General features: G+C 45.9%; 21 protein-coding genes. 13 read left to right on the top strand and 8 right to left on the bottom strand.

Translation table 11 applies throughout. The features are described from left to right. Positions 1-23: 23 nt before the first annotated feature. From VC178_RS06490 to VC178_RS06510, 5 genes are read left to right on the top strand one after another with little or no spacing between them, the layout of a single operon-like run. Positions 24-1,397 (top strand): MmgE/PrpD family protein, encoded by a 1,374-nt coding sequence (locus tag VC178_RS06490; protein ID WP_323481962.1) that lies wholly within the window; start codon positions 24-26, stop codon positions 1,395-1,397. Between the two features lie 21 nt (positions 1,398-1,418). After that, positions 1,419-2,396: a D-2-hydroxyacid dehydrogenase family protein gene (locus tag VC178_RS06495; RefSeq protein WP_323481963.1), complete on the top strand. Its 978-nt coding sequence runs from the start codon at positions 1,419-1,421 to the stop codon at positions 2,394-2,396. Positions 2,397-2,398: 2 nt separating this feature from the next. Next, positions 2,399-2,938, top strand: coding sequence for a chromate transporter (locus VC178_RS06500; RefSeq protein ID WP_216124888.1), 540 nt, complete (start codon positions 2,399-2,401; stop codon positions 2,936-2,938). After that, positions 2,935-3,459, top strand: coding sequence for a chromate transporter (locus VC178_RS06505; protein WP_323481964.1), 525 nt, complete (start codon positions 2,935-2,937; stop codon positions 3,457-3,459). Before VC178_RS06500 ends, VC178_RS06505 begins: the two co-directional genes overlap by 4 nt. 8 nt (positions 3,460-3,467) lie before the next feature. After that, the gene (locus VC178_RS06510; RefSeq protein WP_323481965.1) at positions 3,468-4,445 is read left to right on the top strand and encodes a tripartite tricarboxylate transporter substrate binding protein; all 978 of its coding nucleotides are present in this window, start codon (positions 3,468-3,470) and stop codon (positions 4,443-4,445) included. Positions 4,446-4,457: 12 nt separating this feature from the next. On the opposite strand, the gene crcB is transcribed toward VC178_RS06510, so the two are convergent. The 4 genes from crcB to VC178_RS06530 are packed head-to-tail and all read right to left on the bottom strand — an operon-like array spanning position 4,458 to position 5,983. Beyond that, a complete protein-coding gene (gene crcB / locus VC178_RS06515; RefSeq protein ID WP_216177010.1) occupies positions 4,458-4,835 on the bottom strand; it encodes a fluoride efflux transporter CrcB in 378 nt (125 codons plus the stop codon). A 9-nt stretch (positions 4,836-4,844) separates the two neighbouring features. Beyond that, complete coding sequence (gene ygiD / locus VC178_RS06520) at positions 4,845-5,624, bottom strand: 4,5-DOPA dioxygenase extradiol (protein ID WP_323481966.1); 780 nt, start codon at positions 5,622-5,624, stop codon at positions 4,845-4,847. 9 nt (positions 5,625-5,633) lie between these two features. Continuing rightward, positions 5,634-5,771 carry a hypothetical protein gene (locus VC178_RS06525; protein WP_172793433.1) on the bottom strand — a complete coding sequence of 46 codons (138 nt, stop codon included), beginning with the start codon at positions 5,769-5,771 and terminating at the stop codon, positions 5,634-5,636. Positions 5,772-5,815: 44 nt separating this feature from the next. Beyond that, the gene (locus VC178_RS06530; RefSeq protein ID WP_323481967.1) at positions 5,816-5,983 is read right to left on the bottom strand and encodes a hypothetical protein; all 168 of its coding nucleotides are present in this window, start codon (positions 5,981-5,983) and stop codon (positions 5,816-5,818) included. Positions 5,984-6,011: 28 nt separating this feature from the next. Here VC178_RS06530 and VC178_RS06535 point away from each other — a divergent pair, with 28 nt between their 5' ends. Further along, the gene (locus tag VC178_RS06535; protein WP_215295519.1) at positions 6,012-6,677 is read left to right on the top strand and encodes a site-2 protease family protein; all 666 of its coding nucleotides are present in this window, start codon (positions 6,012-6,014) and stop codon (positions 6,675-6,677) included. A gap of 86 nt (positions 6,678-6,763) precedes the next feature. Further along, on the top strand, positions 6,764-7,216 hold the full coding sequence (locus tag VC178_RS06540) for a cytochrome c (protein WP_323481968.1): 453 nt from the start codon (positions 6,764-6,766) through the stop codon (positions 7,214-7,216). Between the two features lie 5 nt (positions 7,217-7,221). Here the strand turns inward: VC178_RS06540 and VC178_RS06545 are convergent, their stop codons facing one another. Then, positions 7,222-7,902, bottom strand: coding sequence for a cytochrome b/b6 domain-containing protein (locus VC178_RS06545; RefSeq protein ID WP_323481969.1), 681 nt, complete (start codon positions 7,900-7,902; stop codon positions 7,222-7,224). Positions 7,903-7,944: 42 nt separating this feature from the next. On the opposite strand from VC178_RS06545, the gene VC178_RS06550 reads away from it, so the two are divergent. After that, positions 7,945-9,150 (top strand): MFS transporter, encoded by a 1,206-nt coding sequence (locus tag VC178_RS06550; protein WP_323481970.1) that lies wholly within the window; start codon positions 7,945-7,947, stop codon positions 9,148-9,150. Positions 9,151-9,174: 24 nt separating this feature from the next. Here VC178_RS06550 and VC178_RS06555 read toward each other — a convergent pair whose 3' ends face one another. After that, positions 9,175-10,116, bottom strand: a complete 942-nt coding sequence (locus VC178_RS06555; protein ID WP_323481971.1) for a 3-hydroxyacyl-CoA dehydrogenase family protein — start codon at positions 10,114-10,116, stop codon at positions 9,175-9,177. An 84-nt stretch (positions 10,117-10,200) separates the two neighbouring features. Between VC178_RS06555 and VC178_RS06560 the strand changes: the two genes are divergently transcribed. The 4 genes from VC178_RS06560 (at position 10,201) to VC178_RS06575 (ending at position 15,133) form a co-directional block, all read left to right on the top strand. Beyond that, positions 10,201-11,130, top strand: a complete 930-nt coding sequence (locus tag VC178_RS06560; protein WP_323481972.1) for a 2-hydroxyacid dehydrogenase — start codon at positions 10,201-10,203, stop codon at positions 11,128-11,130. A gap of 11 nt (positions 11,131-11,141) precedes the next feature. Beyond that, positions 11,142-12,068, top strand: coding sequence for a dihydrodipicolinate synthase family protein (locus tag VC178_RS06565; protein WP_215295531.1), 927 nt, complete (start codon positions 11,142-11,144; stop codon positions 12,066-12,068). Positions 12,069-12,103: 35 nt separating this feature from the next. Next, positions 12,104-13,054, top strand: a complete 951-nt coding sequence (locus tag VC178_RS06570) for a TAXI family TRAP transporter solute-binding subunit (protein ID WP_215295533.1) — start codon at positions 12,104-12,106, stop codon at positions 13,052-13,054. A 66-nt stretch (positions 13,055-13,120) separates the two neighbouring features. Further along, positions 13,121-15,133 (top strand): TRAP transporter fused permease subunit, encoded by a 2,013-nt coding sequence (locus tag VC178_RS06575; RefSeq protein ID WP_323481973.1) that lies wholly within the window; start codon positions 13,121-13,123, stop codon positions 15,131-15,133. Positions 15,134-15,238: 105 nt separating this feature from the next. On the opposite strand, the gene VC178_RS06580 is transcribed toward VC178_RS06575, so the two are convergent. Continuing rightward, positions 15,239-16,372 (bottom strand): mandelate racemase/muconate lactonizing enzyme family protein, encoded by a 1,134-nt coding sequence (locus tag VC178_RS06580; protein WP_215295536.1) that lies wholly within the window; start codon positions 16,370-16,372, stop codon positions 15,239-15,241. Between the two features lie 353 nt (positions 16,373-16,725). On the opposite strand from VC178_RS06580, the gene VC178_RS06585 reads away from it, so the two are divergent. Beyond that, complete coding sequence (locus tag VC178_RS06585) at positions 16,726-17,955, top strand: M23 family metallopeptidase (RefSeq protein WP_251369969.1); 1,230 nt, start codon at positions 16,726-16,728, stop codon at positions 17,953-17,955. 64 nt (positions 17,956-18,019) lie between these two features. Here VC178_RS06585 and VC178_RS06590 read toward each other — a convergent pair whose 3' ends face one another. Next, positions 18,020-18,460, bottom strand: a complete 441-nt coding sequence (locus tag VC178_RS06590; RefSeq protein ID WP_215295537.1) for a universal stress protein — start codon at positions 18,458-18,460, stop codon at positions 18,020-18,022. Between the last annotated feature and the right edge of the window lie 68 nt (positions 18,461-18,528).

Consider the following 18,528-nt stretch of genomic DNA (forward strand, 5'->3'; position numbering starts at 1 on the left):
ACCCATTAAGAATAGGAAAACATATGTCTCACGCTATTGCTGCAGCAGCTGATTTAAATGCACCACCCGTTACCAAAATATTGGCAGAGTTTGTTACCTCCCATCCAAGCCAAGGCTGGACACCAGAGGTGGATCACGAAGCTCACCGGACTTTTCTCAACTGGCTAGGTTGTGCTATTGGCGCTGCCAATCATGAAAGTGTTGAATCGTCTTTAGCCGCTATTCGCGAATTCCAGCCAGCACCGCAAGCCAGCATCTTAGGTCGTAAAGATAAAGTTGATATGGGTGGCGCTGCCTTAATCAACGGCATCAGCTCACATACTTTTGATTTTGATGACACTCACCTCAAAACCGTGATCCATCCTGCAGGTCCAGTAGCTTCTGCAATTTTGGCTTTAGGCGAACACATTAATGCCAATGGTCGCCAAATCATTGACTCTTTAGTTTTAGGTATCGATGTTGCTTGCCGCGTTGGTAATGCGATGTATCCAGATCACTACCACCGTGGTTGGCATATCACTGGCTCAACCGGTATGCTCGGATCTGCTGCAGCTTGCTCACGCTTAATGGGTCTTGATCTACAGAAAACTACCATGGCACTGGGTATTGCCGCATCACAACCAGTTGGAATGCGTGAGCAATTTGGCACAATGACAAAGCCATTTCATCCAGGTGGTGCAGCACGCGCAGGGCAACTCTCTGCATTACTTGCCAAGCATGGGTTCACTTCGAGCCCGAAAGCATTAGAAGCGGGTCGCGGCTATATGCAAACTGTTTCTACGAAATGTGACTGGTCAGAAATTGATCGCGCCCTCGGAAAATCATTTGAGATTTCTTTAAATACTTACAAGCCCTTTGCTTGTGGCATTGTGATTCATCCTGCCATTGATGCTTGCGCACAATTACGCGCCCAAGGCGTTAAGGCAGAGGAAGTGGAGCGTATTGAATTACGTGTGCACCCTCTGGTCTTGGAGCTCACTGGCAAGAAGACTCCGAAAGATGGTCTCGAAGGGAAATTTAGCGTGTACCACGGCTGCGCTGTTGGCTTAATTTTTGGTCAAGCGGGTGAAGGTGAGTATGCTGATGACATCGTCAATCGCGCTGATGTCGTGGCTTTGCGCGCCAAAGTAAATGCTACTACCGACACTTCTATTGACGAAGCTTCAGTTGATGTCAAAGCATTCTTAAAAGACGGTAAAGAAGTACATGTATTTGTAAAGAATGCTATTGGCTCTCTCGAAAATCCAATGAGCGATGCTAATTTAGAACAGAAATTCACAAATTTGGCTGAACCCATCATCGGCAAAGAAAAAACTCGTCAACTCATCTCAGCATTATGGAAACTTGGCAATGCATCAGATCTCAAGCAAATCTTGAGCCTTTGCACACCTGACTAAATCTAAAGAAAGTATCGAGTTATGGCCTCATTACCAAACATCGTCATCCTTGGCGACTACGAACGCGCTCTGGCTCGCTTTTCTGACTGGAAAAAGTTAGAGCAGCAAGCAAGCCTTACCTTTCATCATGAGCCCCAGCGTGATGAGGCGCTCTATGAAGCCGTTAAAGATGCTGATGCAATTGCAATCGTACGGGATCGCTCCCCATTTAATGAAGCCATGATTGCGCGCTTACCTAAGCTGAAATTTCTCATGTTTACTGGTGAACGTAATGGCACCTTGGATGCTTCAGCATTAATCGCACGCAATATTCCGATAGCCTGCTCGCCCGGCGGCCCATCCAAAGAAACTACTGCGGAACTCACATGGGCACTCATTCTTGGGGCTTCAAAGCGCCTGATTGAGGAAAACAAACTGATTGCCTCTGGTGGTTGGCGTGATCAACTATCGGTTCTTCCCATGCTCTCAGGTGAGCGCTTAGGCATCATGGGTCTTGGTGCCATTGGTAGTCGCGTTGCACGCGTAGGCGCCGCCTTTGGTATGGAAGTCGTTGCGTGGAGCCCGCGCATGACTCCTGAACGAGCTGCTGTAGAAAATGCAAAAGCAGTGAGCCTAGAAGAATTACTTTCCACATCGAAGATTGTGTCAATGCACCTAGTAGCTGGTCCTGGAACCAAGGGGCTGATTAGTGCAGATCAATTGGCTTTAATGCGCCCTGACTCTATCCTGGTAAATACTTCACGCTCTGCGCTCATCAATATGAACGATCTGCAAAAAGCATTGGCAGCTGGCAGGCCAGGGCAGGCAGCTGTCGATGTCTTTGACATTGAGCCCCTCCCAGAAAAAGATCCTTTACGTAATACCCCCAATCTTTTAGTAACTCCCCATTTAGGATTTATTGCAGAGCCAATTTTTGCTAGCTTCTCAAAAGGCATTACTGAAACTCTAGATGCCTGGTTGAACAACAAACCCATACCTCATCCTTTTAAGCTACAGTAATTTTGAAAACACTCACACCTCTCGAGCTATTTATTAGCTTTAGCAAAATCGGGATGTCTGGGTTTGGTGGGGTCTTACCTTGGGCCAGAAGAACCTTGGTTGAGCGCGATAAGATTTTGACCTCTGAGGAATTTAGCGCCATTCTGGGCATCTGCCAAATTGTTCCCGGGCCTAACATTGTCAACCTCGCAGTGTGTATTGGCTCTCGTTTTGGCGGCGCCAGAGGCGCTATTGCCGCCGTATTGGGTTTAACTCTAGGGCCCATCTCGATCGTCATGGTGTTAGCCCTTTTGTATGAACACTATCGATATCTTGACTCCGTCCAAGGTGTACTTCGAGGAATATCGGCCGTGGGTGTTGGCTTGATTGCGTCTACAGGCTTCAAAATGCTCAAGGATGAGTTTCGGTATCCAGCGATGTTGATTGTGGTCATTGTCACCATACTTGCCGCTAGCTATTTCCATCTTGGCTTAGGTTGGGTGGTACTCATCTCCTCGCCATTAGCATTGGTCTTAGCCTGGAAAAAGGCCCATACAGAATGAGTATTCTCATCAGTCTTTTTCTAAAACTGTCTGCATTCTCTTTGATTGCATTTGGTGGGGTGAACGCCCTGCTTCCGGTGCTATTTAACTTGGCTGTAAACCAAGAGCATTGGGTTGATGTGCAAACTTTCTCAGACTATTTTGCAATCGCCCAAGCAGCACCCGGCCCTAATTTTATGACCGTCACTCTATTGGGTTGGCATATCTATGGTGTCATTGGTGCACTCGTTGCCACCTTTGCTATTGCATGGCCATCTTCTATTTTGATCTTCTACTTACAGCGGCTCATTATGGGCATCAAAGATCCTCTGAAAAAGAAATCGATTCAATATGCTGCGGCAGCGCTAGCCATTGGCTTGGTACTTTCTTCAGCCTGGCAAATTTCTTTACAAATCAATCAAAGTGTCGCGGCTTATATATTGACAATGACTACGATTGCGATTACCTTCTTTACACGTTGGCACCCTTTGTACCTGATAGTCATCGGAGCCGCACTAGGTTTATCAGGTGTCGTCAAATAAGGATCAAAATGAAACTGACCCATTTTCTTCTAAGCGTAATTGGCTTAACCAGCCTCTTGAATACTGGTATGACACAGGCACAGTCTAGCTACCCTAATAAGCCGATTAATTTTGTAGTGCCTTATGGTGCTGGTGGTGGTGCAGATTCTCGTAGCCGTCAGATTGCACAAAAGATGAGTGTCATTCTGAAGCAGCCGATTGTTGTCGATAACAAGCCCGGTGCTGGTGGCAATATTGGCACTGAATTTATTTCTCGTGCCGCTCCAGATGGTTACACCATTGGTATGGGCAACTTTGCACCCATGGCAGTAAATAAAACATTGTTTGGTAATTTACGCTACGACCCCGAAACTGATATCACCCCAATTGTGTTGGTTGAAAAAGGTCCTTTGGTATTAGTAGTCAATCCAAGCTCATCTTATAAAACCATCCAAGATATTGTGGCTGCAGCCAAAGCGAAGCCAGGTGAACTCACATTCTCATCCGGTGGCATTGGTGGTAGTCACCAGCTTTCTGCAGAACTCTTTGAGCAAAATGCCGGTATCGATATGATTCACGTGCCATATAAAAGCGGCTCTGCTGGCCTCACCGATTTGATGGCAGGCAATGTCACGATGATGTTTGATCAAATGTATTCGGCTATGCCGAGCATCAAAGCAGATAAGCTCCGTCCAATTGCCATTACCAGTAAGAAGCGTTCTCCGCTTCTACCCAATGTGCCAAGCTTTGCTGAGAATGGCTACCCCAAGGTTGAGGTGCTGAATTGGCAGGGATTAATTGCCCCTAAAGGCACACCGAAGGTCATCATCGACAAACTCAACGCCGCAGCCAATGAAGCCTTAAAAGATCCTCAATTACGAGAACTCATGCTTTCACAAGGAAATGAAATCGGTGGTGGCAGTCCTGCAGACTTTGCAGCGCTGATTAAATCAGAATCCATCAAGTGGAGTGCCGTCGTCAAGACGGCTAATATCAAGCCAGAGTAATTTACTCTTGACTCACTTGAGGGCTTGGTAAGTCAAGATACCCAAGAAGGTTAGTACCAATGAGCCAATCAGGTGCAGTAGTGCTGTGCCCAGCGCCCAAGTAAATTCTCCGCGCTGAATAAAACTCACTACTTCCGCGGAGAAGCTAGAGAAAGTAGTGAGACCCCCAAGGAAACCTGTAATCACAAAGAGTTTCCATTCCGGTGAGAGTTGTGGATTGTTACCAAAGAACGCTACTGCTAAACCAACGAGGTAGCCACCGACCATATTCGAGATCAAGGTACCTAAGGGTATGACTGAGGCTGCACTCACGGTCAAAATATTAAAGCCTGCCCGCAACAAAGCACCAAGACCAGCACCAAAGAAAATTGCAAGAATAGAGAGCCACATAATTTTTCTTTATTGAACAGAAAAACTGAGCATACTGATCGAACTCATTTCGATACCATCAACAAATACTTTGGCATGCTCACCGTCTTGTTGTAATGCTAGGGTATATAAAGCAGGCCAGTAGTGCTCTGCAGTCGGAATCGATAGATGGGCAGCCTCACCATACTTTTCCCAATCGATCAGAGGTTCATGGTGATTGGCAAGAATCTCGGTAGCAAAGAATTCACTAAATTCTTTCGCCCACGGGTAAGGTTGCGCATTCTCTTGCCAATGAATCGTGCGCAAGTTGTGCACCACATTCCCGCTAGACAGAATCAGAATATTTTCATCACGCAAAGGTCTTAACTGCTTTGCTAATTCATAATGCTCGCGCGCTGACATAGACCCATCTAAACTCAATTGCACCACTGGCACATCTGCATTGGGATAGAGGTACTTCAAAACAGACCAGGCGCCATGATCAATGCCCCATTCATTCTCTTCAAGTACTACGGGTATATTGAATAGCTCTTGAACGCGATCCGCGAGAGCAGGACTGCCCACTGCTGGATATTCAATTTCAAAGAGTGCTTGCGGAAATCCGCCGAAGTCATGAATGGTTTTAGGTTTTGCCATTGCGGTAACCCAAGTACCTCGAGTGACCCAATGCGCCGAAATCACCAAAATGGCGTCAGGACGTTTGAGTGATTTTCCTAGAGCAGCCCAAGCCGCAGTAAAACGATTGGGCTCTATAGCGTACATCGGACTGCCATGGCCAGCAAATACAGCAGGTTGGCGATGGCTAGTCATGAAGACTAATTAACCGAATACGTAACCAGTATGAGCAGCTACCAATGCAAACAAAATCGCCAAGCTAGTTGCAGCAGCCAACATCACGATCAAAGTAATGATCTTTTTGTTAACTTCTTCTTTAGATTCGTTGTGCCATTCGTTCATGCTAAATCCTCTGTATGCGCATTAATAATGAGTGCAATTATCCACTATCGACCGCGGCCGGCCTTGCGCATCATCCCTTTTCCGCCGCCAAAGCCTGCCTGAGGCCTACCAGCAGGTCCAGATGGGCCTTTTGGTGCTGGTGGACGGGCTGGGGGTTTAGCCATTACAGGTTTAGCTGGGTTTTTTGGGTCGGGTTTTTTATCGTCAGTCACTTTGAGCTCCTATGGATATCATATTGCCATGATTACTGACTATTCTATCCAAGCCGTCGCCATTAATGCGATTCCCCTCATTTTTGCTATCACCATCCATGAGGCAGCCCATGGGTATGCAGCCCGTAAATTTGGCGATAACACCGCCTATATGCTTGGCCGAGTGAGCCTCAATCCCGCCAAACATATAGATCCCGTTGGCACGATCTTGATTCCCTTGGTCCTTATTCTGACTGGATCGCCCTTCTTGGTTGGCTACGCCAAACCCGTGCCTGTGAATTTTGGACGCTTGCGAAACCCTAGAATGGACTCTATTTGGGTTGCCTTAGCGGGACCTGGCTCAAACTTTTTTCAAGCCCTGATTTGGGCGATCTTGCTTATCCTATTGTTAGGTTTTGGCATGAATGAGAAATTCTTTATCTCAATGGCTCAAGCCGGTATTACCTGGAATTTGGGTCTCCTGGTATTTAATCTTTTTCCTTTGCCACCCTTAGATGGTGGACGTATTCTTTCCAGTCTGCTCCCCGCCCGTCAATCGATTGCTTTAGGCAGACTAGAGCCTTGGGGATTTTTTATCGTTCTCGGGCTGGTCTTTACTGGAATCATCGGTAGCCTCTGGATGGAACCTTTGATGGCTTTTTTCAAATGGATCGTTTACCTACTGACGATCCCGCTGCAAATGATCTTTTCATAGGACGGTCAAACAAAAGTCATCATTCTGGAGTATGCTAATTTCACAGTAGGCGGTCTCCATTAACGAATATATCTAAAGAGGTTCCCATGAAGCTACAGAAAATTATTTTAGCGAGCACGGCGGTAGTCTTGGCAATTGGTGCCGGCGCTGCGATTGCGCAATTTCAAAAACCAGAAGATGCTATTAAGTATCGCCAAAGCACCTTCACTGTTATAGGCAACTCTTTTGGAAAAATCGGCGCTGTCGTTAAAGGTGAAGCTCCCTATAACAAAGATGAAGTCGCTAAAAATGCTGCGATCGTTGCTATGCTTTCTACCTTACCTTGGCAAGCATTTGGCCTAGGCACTGAGGGTGGTAAAGCGCAGTCTGATATTTGGTCTGATAACGCCAAGTTCAAAGCTGCTTCTGAAAAAATGCAACTAGCAGCAGTCGATCTCAATAAGGCTGCACAGTCTGGTGATTTGGAGAGTATCAAAAAAGCATTTGGCGCCGCTGGTCAAACCTGTAAAGGTTGTCACGACGATTTCAGAAAAAAATAATCTGCTTATTTAGTAATGAAATAAGCTACCGCAAGGGCTATAGCACTAAAAAGCACCAAGGCTAGAGTACGTTGCAAGCCTCCATCTTTGGAGGGTTGACCCAAGTCAGAAAGCATATATTTTGCTTCCTCGCTTGGGTCGATTTCTTTATCGCCGCTCAGCATAGGTTTAATTAAGTCCTCATTTTTGTATTTCCTATAAAACCAAATGGCAGCGATATGAATCGTAATCAAGGTATAGATCACGACTTGATTGCCTTCGTGAATTTGAGATAAAAAAGAAACTGCTGCATTGGGCACATATTTAGACAAGGGTCCTTGAAAGGCAATCTCATCATCAACAAATAAACCCGTTAATACTTGAACGCTTAAAACCAAGAGCAAAGCAAAAACGGAGAGAGCACCTACAGGGTTATGCCCCAAAACGCGGAGAGACTTTCCTTGTAGGTAGTCGAAAATAGCAGCACGCGTAGGAAAGAAGTTGGCAAAGCGGGCATGTCTAGATCCCACAAAGCCCCAGATGACTCTAAAAATCAATAAACTCAAAACGCTGTAACCAAAATAAGCATGCCATTCAATAGCGTTACCACCGAGGTTAACGCTAATCAGACTGCCGGCAATGCAAAGCACTAGCAGCCAGTGAAATAAGCGGATTGGTAAATCCCAAACACGAATTGTTTTCTTCATAGCATGAAGAATAAAGCAGAAACTCCCTTAAACTCATTAAAAATGAACCCAAGTAAAGCCTTTAGAACCCTGCTGCTCTACCGTATTGGCGCAACACTCAGTTACCAAATTACGATGGTGGCGGTGGGTTGGCATATTTATGAGATTACCAATAGCGTAGTTTCCTTAGGCCTCATTGGTTTAGCTGAATTGGTACCGTACTTTCTGCTGGCACTCTATGCGGGCCATGCGGTAGATCACTACTCTCGCAAACTCATCGCAGCGATTGCCTGTCTCATTCATATTGGGGTCGCTTTATTTCTGACGGCGATTGCGCTTGGCTGGGTGGCACCACCCGTTCCTTTAATTTACACCGCGATTGCCTTGATTGGTGCAGGCCGCGCCTTGTTAAGACCCGCCTATACCGCTATCTTTGGACAAATTATTCCTAGAGAGCATTTACCACGCTATACCGCCTACGCATCTTCTGCATTTCAAATTTGCGTAGTCGCTGGTCCTGGCTTAGGCGGTCTGATGATTGGGTTTGCGGGACTAGAGTGGACCTATCTTCTCGCCGGATTTTGTGGGGCTATTGGTTTGTATGGCATCACCTTCATACATGCACCACAAGAAAAAATGAGCCAGCTCTCAGGACATTTCTTTAAAAGCTTCTTAGAAGGGTTTGATTATGTTCGTAAGCATGAACTCATCTTGAGCATCATGGCATTGGATATGTTTGCCGTATTGTTTGGTGGTGCTGTTTCAATCCTGCCAGCTTTTGTAAAAGAGGTTTTGGATGCGGGACCAGAAGCTTTAGGCATTCTTCGCGCTGCGCCAGCAGCGGGCGCAGTCATTACTGGCATCTACTTGGCTAAGCGGCCATTGCTAACAGATTCTGGCAAGCATTTGTTGCTCTCAGTAGGAGGCTTTGGTTTAGCCATTATTGCTTTTGGTCTTTCCAGTGATCTATGGATTTGTGCCGTCTTCTTATTTATTTCGGGCTGCTGTGATTCAGTCTCGGTCGTGATTCGCGGCAGCATTATGCAACTCACTACTCCGGATCACATGCGCGGTCGAATCAGCGCCATTAATGGGATCTTTATTGGGTCCTCAAATGAATTGGGTGCGCTAGAGTCAGGCATCGCAGCGAGCATGATGGGCTTGGTACCATCGGTTGTATTTGGGGGAGTTGCGACCATCGCAATCGTACTGATTACCTATCGACTCGCACCACATCTCAGTAAACTCCATCTCAAAGATATTTCCTAAAGATGGAGTTTGGTTTAGCTAGGCTTATTTGATTTCTGGCAAGTCTTTTTGAATAATCTTCAGACCTTCACGCAAGGCATCTTGATATCGCTCACGTTCAGCTTTAATAGATTCAGCAGTCCATGAATAAAAACCTTCGCCCGTCTTCATGCCAAACTTTCCACTCTCTACCCGCTCGCTTAAGCACTTAGCAATCGTAGTTGAGTTATTTAGCGTGGGATAAATCGTCGCTCCACCAGCAGCATGAATCTCTAGACCCGCATGGTCTCTTTGCATTGCCGGTCCAGCGGCAATATAACGGAAGCCAAATCCATAGCGCACTGCCTTATCAATATCTTCTGGAGTGCAAATACCAGCATCGACCATCGAAAACGCCTCACGCGATAAAGCATGTTGCAAACGATTTGCTAAGAAGCCAGGCAAATCTTTTTTGACCGTTACAGGCACCATGCCACATGCAGTCATCAAACGAATCAGGCTATCGCCAACTAGGGGTGAAGTTTTTGCACCGTAGATCACTTCCACACAAGGAATCAAATGGGCCGGCATAAAAAAATGTAAACCAATCATACGCGCAGCTGTTTTTAATCCGCTAGCGATTTCGCTAATTGGAAAGCTCGTACTATTACTAGCTAACACTGCTTCTGGCTTTGCGTACTTCTCTAGCTTGGTAAATAATTCACGCTTAATATCTAGACGCTCCGGAACACACTCAATCACCAGGTCAATCTCTGCCCAATCGACCTCTTCCAGAGATCCAGCAACAGACAACAAGTGAATACGATTTTCATAACCCAAATCGGTCATGGTGTTCACAAAGTAATCTGGTAACAGGGCACGACGCTCTGTGGTCGGCTCGACTACTTGCACAGCACAACCACCACGCGCGCAGACTGCGGCGACATCGGCCCCCATCGTTCCGCCGCCGACGACAACTACTTTGGTTTCAGCTGGGGTAAACAACATGACATATTCTCCTAGAGGGGAGGACTTTTCTGCAAAAATCCTCATACAATGGAATCATTATTCCAATAAAAAATAGAGACAGACATGATCCCCGTCAATTCGGTGCTGCAGGTCGGCCATTTTCCTGAGATTATGCAGGCGGAAATCGATCGCCGCTTTACGCCAACCCGACACCCCGACATTAATGCGGCACCCCCCGCTGGAAACTTCGAGGCTATCTTGATTCGGTCTAACACCAAATTACCTGAAGCCCTGGTCAAACAAATTCCCAGTATTAGACTGGTATCCACCTGCGGCGTGGGTTACGACAATCTCCCCCTAGGCTACCTTCAGGCACAGGGAATCAAGGCCACCAATACCCCTGGCGTTCTGAATGATGCCGTTTGTGAGTTGGCGATTGGCATGATGCTCAGCCTCATGCGGCGCCTTCCTGAATCTCAAGAGTATGTCAAAAGCAATGCTTGGGCTAAAGCCCCGTTTCGCTTAACCACCACCTTGGCAGGCAAACGGGTTGGGATCGCTGGTATGGGTCGCATCGGCCAAGACCTAGCCAAACGTTTAGAGCCATTTAAGGTCGAGATTGCGTATTCCGGGCCAAATCCAAAGCAGGTTCCTTATACCTATTACAAAGAGATCACAGATTTAGCTAGGGCTTGTGATGTTCTGTTTTTGGCCTGCCCAGCAACACCTGATACGGATAACTTGGTTGACACTGCCGTTTTAGAAGCGCTTGGACCCTCGTCATACTTAATCAATATCGCTCGCGGAAGCGTGATTAACGAAGCCGCTCTTTTATATGCACTGCAGCATAAACAAATTGCTGGCGCCGCCCTGGACGTGTTTAATAATGAGCCCTGCCCTAATCCTGCCTTTCTGGATCTGGATAATGTTCTACTGACACCCCATATCGGTAGCGCTACCTTGGAAACACGAGTAGCTATGACGAACTTAGCAGTAGATAATTTAGAAGCTTTCTTTACACAACAACCACTTCTTTCAGAAGTTCATTATTAATTGGAGTCAGCATGACCATTTCTTTACATCCCTCTACTTTGCCAGCGGTGTTATCACCAGTTTTGACACCATTCAAAGCAGACGGTAGTCCAGATGCCCAGAAATTACTAAAGCAATGTCAATGGTTAGAAACCAATGGCGTAGGTCAAGCCATCTTTGGTACAAACTCAGAAGCAAATTCTATGTCTGCTACGCAAAAGATGAATACGCTCACTGCGCTGATTGAAGGTGGTTTAAATCCAAAGCATATGATGCCCGGTACTGGTTCTACCTCGATCGAGAGTACTTATCGGATGACTGCTCATGCATTGAGCTATCAATGTGCAGGCGTATTAATGTTGCCACCCTTCTATTACAAAGACATTAATGATGATGGTCTGTTTGCTTATTTCTCTGAAGTGATTCAGAAGGTAGGCAGCTCAGGATTACAGATTTACATCTATAACATTCCGCCAGTCACTAAAATCAACTTAAGCTTGTCACTACTCGAGCGCTTGACAAAAGAATATCCAAAGACAGTCGTTGGGATGAAAGATAGCTCGGGCGATTGGGAATATACAGAGTCCGTGATTAAGCTCTTGGCGCCACACGGCTTCCGCGTCTACGCTGGTAGTGAAGTATTCTTAATGCGCACCCTGCGTGCTGGTGGCGTTGGCTGCATCTCTGCTACTGCAAACGTTAATCCACAAGCCATTGCTGACCTTGCCACACATTGGAGAGAATCTAATGCAGATGAACGTCAAGCAGGCTTAGATAAAGTACGCAGCGTCTTTGCAAAATACCAAATGATTGCCGGTATGAAAACAGCGGTAGCACACTACAGCAATGATCCAGAATGGTTGCGTGTACGCCCACCGCTAATGCAATTGAGTGCGGAACAGCAAGCTCAGCTGCTCAGTGAGTTAAAGCAAATTAACTTCAGCATGCCAGGTCTTTAATCAATACCTCTTCATAAGATCAATAGGAGACACCAATGAAATTACTAAAGCTCATTGCCTTATCGCTCAGTTTTATATGGGCTAGCGCATATGCACAAAACATCTCGATTGCAACCGGTGGTACTGGTGGCGTTTACTACCCAATGGGTGGCGGCCTTGCTGCCATGCTCTCAAGCAAAGTACCGGGTATGTCAGTTACGGCGGAAGTCACTGGTGGCTCTGTGGATAACTTAAAACTGGTTGGCACTGGCAAGCCTTACGTTGCCTTCTCTATGGCTGATGCCGCCAAAGATGCATCAGTGGGTGACGATAAATTTAAAGACAAGCCAGTCGATTTACGGACCTTGCTGATACTGTATCCAAACCTCATGCACGTCGCTACCGTTGAGTCTACTGGCATCAAAACCATGAAGGATTTGAAAGGTAAACGCGTTAGTACAGGTGCTCCAGGAAGCGCCACTGAAGTCATGGCCTTCCGCTTGCTAGAGGCTGCAGGTCTAGACAAAGATAAAGATGTAAAACGTGAGCGCTTGAGCGTTGCTGAATCTGTCAATGCAGTAAAAGATCGCAAGATTGATGCTTTCTTTTGGGTGGGTGGCTTACCCACTGCAGCTGTTACTGATTTAGCGAATAGCCCAGGCATGAAAATCGTGATGGTTGATACCGCTGCTGAAGTTCCTGCTATGAACAAAAAATATGGCAACCTTTACTTCCCGGCTGTGATTACCAAGCAAACCTACAGTGGTATGGCGAAAGATAATAATGTTGCCGCCGTTGCAAATCTGCTGGTTGTAAACTCATCTATGCCTGATGCAGAGGCATACAAAATCGTCAAGGCTATTTTTGATAATCAACTTGAACTAGTGCGCTCACATGCGGAGTTCAGAAATATTAAATTAGAGAGCCAAAAATCTAATGCAACACCAGTTGCTTATCATCCAGGCGCATTAAAGTACCTTAAAGAAAAAGGTGTCAAGGTAAACTAAGCCATATCGGGGTGAGTTACTCTCACCCCTTCTGCTTTTAAGTGGTACATCAATATAGGTTTAAGCATGAATCAGAACGTCATCGACAATGAAACCCAAGAGAAATTAGACGCTTTTATTAAGCAAGAGGAAGGCGACTCTAATGACTACAAAGGCTTATTGGCCAAGTTCATTACTTTAGTTGCCGTCGGCATGTCTTTGTTTCACCTGTATGCCGCCTACTCGATTGTTCCAACTCAGCAGTTACGGGTTATTCACGTTGCCTTAGTGTTATTCCTGGTGTTCTTAAGTTTTCCGCTGGCAGCTCGCTTTAAAAATAAGTTGATGTTTTGGGATGTATTGTTTGCCCTAGGATCAGTAGCTATTTCTTATTACATCCTGAGTGGTGGTGATGACTTCATGGATCGCAATACCGCCCCAAATCCTACTGACGTCATCATCGGGATTGGCCTCATTCTATTGATTCTAGAAAGTGTGCGCAGAACAAACGGCATGGTTCTAGTGACCGTTACAGTGCTCTTTTTACTTTATGCCCTCTTTGGTAACTACCTGCCTGCACCATGGACACACAAAGGCTATGGCCTCGATCGCCTAGTTGGTTACATGTATATGAGTCTTGAGGGAATCTATGGCACTGCGGTTGATGTCTCTGCAACCCTCATTATTCTCTTTACGATTTTTGGCGCCTTCCTACAATTTACTGGGGCTGGCAAATTCTTTATCGATTTCTCTTTTGCTGCAATGGGTGGCAAATCCTCTGGTGTAGGCAGAACCATTGTTCTCTCTTCTTTCTTAATGGGTGGTCCATCAGGATCCGGCGTTGCAACAACCGTTACTGTAGGCTCAGTTGCCGCCCCCATGCTGGATAAAGTTGGTTACGAAAAAAATGCTGCGGGCGGACTGTTAGCTGCTGGTGGACTTGGCGCAATCATCTCGCCACCCGTTTTGGGTGCCGCAGCCTTCTTGATTGCAGACTTCCTGAAAATTTCCTATTTGGATGTTTTGCTCATGGCAACCATCCCCACCATTTTGTTTTATCTTGGTTTATTTGTAATGGTCGAAATTGATGTTCGTAAATATGGCATGAAGAACATCCATTTTGAATCTGCCGAATCTGCTTGGGAATTAACAAAAAAATATTGGTTTCACTTTTTCTCGCTGATCTCGATTGTGGTGTTTATGATGTTTGGCTTCTCACCAGTCATGTCGGTATTTTGGGCCACCGTAGTGTCCGCCTTCTCCAGCATGTTGCGAGAAGATACAGCCATCATTCCTTGGGCTTGGTTTAAAGGTAAGGAACCTATCTTGGCAGGTCTGTATAACTCCAACCTCACCAAGGCCCTGGCCTCAGGCTCCACAGGCGTATTGGCCATTGCTGCAACTTGCGCTGGTGCTGGCCTGATCGTAGGTACAGTAACCTTAACGGGTTTAGGACTGAAATTCAGCTCGATTGTGATTCAGTATGCAGGCGGCTCTTTATTGCTCACCGCCATCTTCACCGCCTTAATTGTTTGGATTGTGGGTCTGGCAGTTCCAGTCACTGCTTCTTACATTATTTGCGCAGTGATTGCCGCGCCAGCCTTAATTAATTTAGGGGTGCCTGCATTTGCTGCTCACATGTTCATCTTTTATTACGCCGTTCTCTCTGAGGTATCCCCTCCAACTGCTTTATCTCCGTTTGCGGCAGCCGCTATTTGTAAAGGCAATCCTTATAAGACGACATTACAAACCTGGAAATATGTTGCGCCAGCCATTCTGGTGCCGTTCATGTTTGTTTTAGATAAATCTGGTGTGAGCTTGCTCTTGATGGGATCAAGCAACGCCCTCGAGCAAGCAGACTGGATGCAGATTGCGTGGATTTCTTTCACTGCAGTGGTGGGCATTATCTGTTTAGCTGGTGGCCTACAAGGCTGGTTTATTGAGAAAACCAAATCCTTCGAACGTATCATCATGGTGATCTCTGGCGTGGCTTTAGCTTATCCATCCACTGAGGCAGATCTGATTGGCTTTATTGGTTTTGGCTTGGTCTTGGTTACCCAAATGATGACTTATTACAAGCTCAATCGAAAGCCTTCCTAAACACTGTTGAGCATCAATATGAATTCCCTAGTTTCATTTATAAAGCCCGCAATTGCGGACTTTATTTTTACTCAGTGTATCTAGCTTACTTTAATGTGACTAAGCTCAAGAGATCTTGGTCCAAGGTGTTTTGCCAGCATACTTCTGAACTGCAGCTTCATCAAACTCAAAACCCAGTCCCGGAGTCTTGTGCAAAATCAAATCGCCATTCTTAAATGTTAATTGCTTATTAATTAAGCGGCGGAAGTTCAGCACTTGATCATCCAAGAAAAACTCAACAAAGCGAGCATTGGGTGTTGCAGCTACAAGAGGAGCATGGAGATCATGCATCCAATGAGGGCAAACAGTGATGCCCTTAACATCGGCATAAGCAGAGATACGGCGCCACTCCGTAATACCGCCACAAACCGCTGCATCAGATTGCAAAATCGCTGCACCACCAGCATCAATCAACTCTCTAAAGCGCCAACGACCTGCCTCCATCTCACCGGTCGCTACATTGATCTTGGTTTGACGTGCTAAAGCAGCATGCAGATCAATCGCGTCAGGTGAAAAAGGCTCTTCAATCCAATAAGGGTTGTAAGCCTCAAAGCGTCTGACATACTCCAACGCAGTAGGCAGATCACGCCAAGCATTATTCGCATCCAAAGTCAGCAGAATGTCGTCTCCAATTGCTTTGCGTGCAGCCTTGACGCGCGCCTCTTCTTCAGCAGGAGAGAGGCGCCCTACTTTCATTTTGACTGCTTTAAAGCCCTGCTTAACGTAGGATTCCATTTCCTTACCAAGCTTGGCAGGGGTCTTACCTTCTAAGTAATAACCGCCGCTGGCATAAGCGGGTACGCGATCATCTACTACTGAGCCAAGATAATGATGCAAAGGCAAACCGGCAGCTCGAGCATTGAGATCCCAAAGTGCCGTATCTAAAATAGAGATCCCGCGCATCACAGCACCAGTGCGTCCCTGCAAAATGGATTCGTTATACATATCCATCCACAGGCCTTCGCTCCGATGACTATTTTGACCAATCAACTTGGGCGCAAGTAATTGCTCAACAGCAATCTTCGCAATATCACCGCCAGCGCTACCAACATAGCAAAAACCAATTCCCTCATTACCATCCTTACCGCGAACTTTAACTAAGCAATAGTGACGCTCAGAGACGGTCCGGGTTGAAAATGAGGTGACTTTATCCAAAGGTACAGCCACTGAGGTGACTTGCACAGACTCGATGATCGGCATCCGAACTCCTTCATAAAAAAAAATATTGTAGCCAGTATTGAAATACTGGGTTTACGTCATTTGTGGGGTTAATTTATTGCAGCACAACAAAATTATCAGGGTGGCGGTCCACATTATTAGATAATTGCATAGTGAATAGAAAAGTAACCGCTCATTACCGCCTCGTCAAAGGGATAGCGCTCCTACTGGGAAATAGCTTACTCAGCCTCTCTATTGGATTGAGCCCCATAGTACATGCGCAGACTAGTCAGACCCAAAAATCAAATCAAAGCCGTACCAAAGTGTATGTTCAAAACACGAAGCAAGTAGGATTTAAAGATAAATCCGCAGGGTCTAGCTCAAAGATCAATAGCATGAGCTTGAATCCATCGGTCATCCAAAGAAAAGATCCTAGTGAACTCATGCTCGATAGCGATGCCAACTTGGATTATCGAGTCATGCAGGGATGTCTACGGCGCAGCTTTAATGATGCTAATTTGCCATCAAGCATCGGTATTGATAATCGCCAATTTTCTGAGTTCTTTAAAAATCAGACTAAAGGATTTTTTGACAAGATGCGGGGCGATTGCATTCCGTATGCAGTGGCATTTACAACGCGCAATCGTTTTGATTCATTAAGTATTATGAATGGTCCTGTACAAGATGATAAAACGGAAGTTTGGACATTTACACCATCTGCTTTTGGTGGATTCTTAGTACAACAAGATCTTCTCAGAAATGAATCTAAAAACCTGACAGAAATTCGGGTGCCTTTAAGAGAAGTTTTATATGACCCACGCAAACTAGGCGATAAGTTACCAGTGGAATTAGTCTGGGAACTGAACTCCATCATCAAGCAGATTTACCCAGAGGACAATAATTCGCTTGAAAATACTAATAGCGTTGTACGACTCATTATCGACTTTGGTGACCGCGAAAGATGGGCACAGATTTGGGCTGTTGAGATTATCGATCCGAATAATAAAGAAGTATTTGCTAGCGCCTTTTGGGTCGAACGGAGTGATATACCTGGCGGCTTCTTTACCAGTGGCGGTGAATCCCTTGAGCGCTCCTTCTGGACTAACCCACTAAGCTATCGACGCATCTCCCGCGGGGTGGGTATGGTCCGCGCCGGCAAAGCGAAACGCCCCAAGAGTAATACTGCCGTTGTCCAACCAGCACCAGCTAAGCAGCGCTATCGCACCCATATGGGAATTGATTACGCAGCGCCGATTGGCACACCAATCTTCAGTGTAGCCAACGGTAAAGTAGCGCATCTTGGCTATAACGGCGCATTTGGCAATCTGATTGTTTTAGAGCATCCGGGTGGCTATCGCACTTTCTATGCGCACTTAAGTAATTACAATCCAGAACTTGAGTTGGGAAATGAAGTGCGTCGTGGCCTTGAAATTGGCTACGTTGGATCTACCGGGCGATCAACTGGACCCCATCTCCATTTTGAACTGAGAAAAGATGGTGTTTACATCGACCCCTATTCAAGCAAAACACAACTCGATCTATGGTCAATGCGGGATAGCGAAAGTGGACAACTCACAAGAGAGGTTTTACTACTAGGCAGCCCACTTGCTTATCAAGCCAAGTAATCCTTAGCTCCGCAAACAAATAGGGTCCAATGGGACCCTATTCTTTTAACAACATTCTGAGTTCTTAACCAAGCACGAGCACAGGCAACTTAGAGTGCACAATGACTTCATGGGTTTCGCTACCCAATAAAACACCTTTGATACCGGTGCGTTTATGAGAAGCCATCACAATCACATCTGCTTTTGCTTTTTTGGCGCCATCTAAAATACCTTCAGCAAGATTTGTATTGGAGATATGCAAGGACTTAGCCTTGATACTTGCGCCAAGGCTGGTAGCTGCCTTTTTGAAAACATCTTTTGCATAGGCTTCACAAACTTTTTGATGCTCTTTTGCAGAGACTCCGTAGCCCATCGAGCTGTCGGAATACACCAAAGGAGGTAATGGATCAGATACGTATACCAAGGTTACGGCAGCGCCATCTGCCTTAGCAAGTTCTGCAACCTTTTTTAAAGACTTTTTGCTGACCTCTGAACCGTCAACCGGTACTAATAAATGCTTAAACATATCTACCCCCTTAAATTGAACTAATAACGTTCTCTTTCTATGATAATACTTATTATTAATCTATAAAA

It is taken from the genome of Polynucleobacter sp. AP-Sanab-80-C2 (genome assembly GCF_035012965.1).
GTDB lineage: Bacteria > Pseudomonadota > Gammaproteobacteria > Burkholderiales > Burkholderiaceae > Polynucleobacter.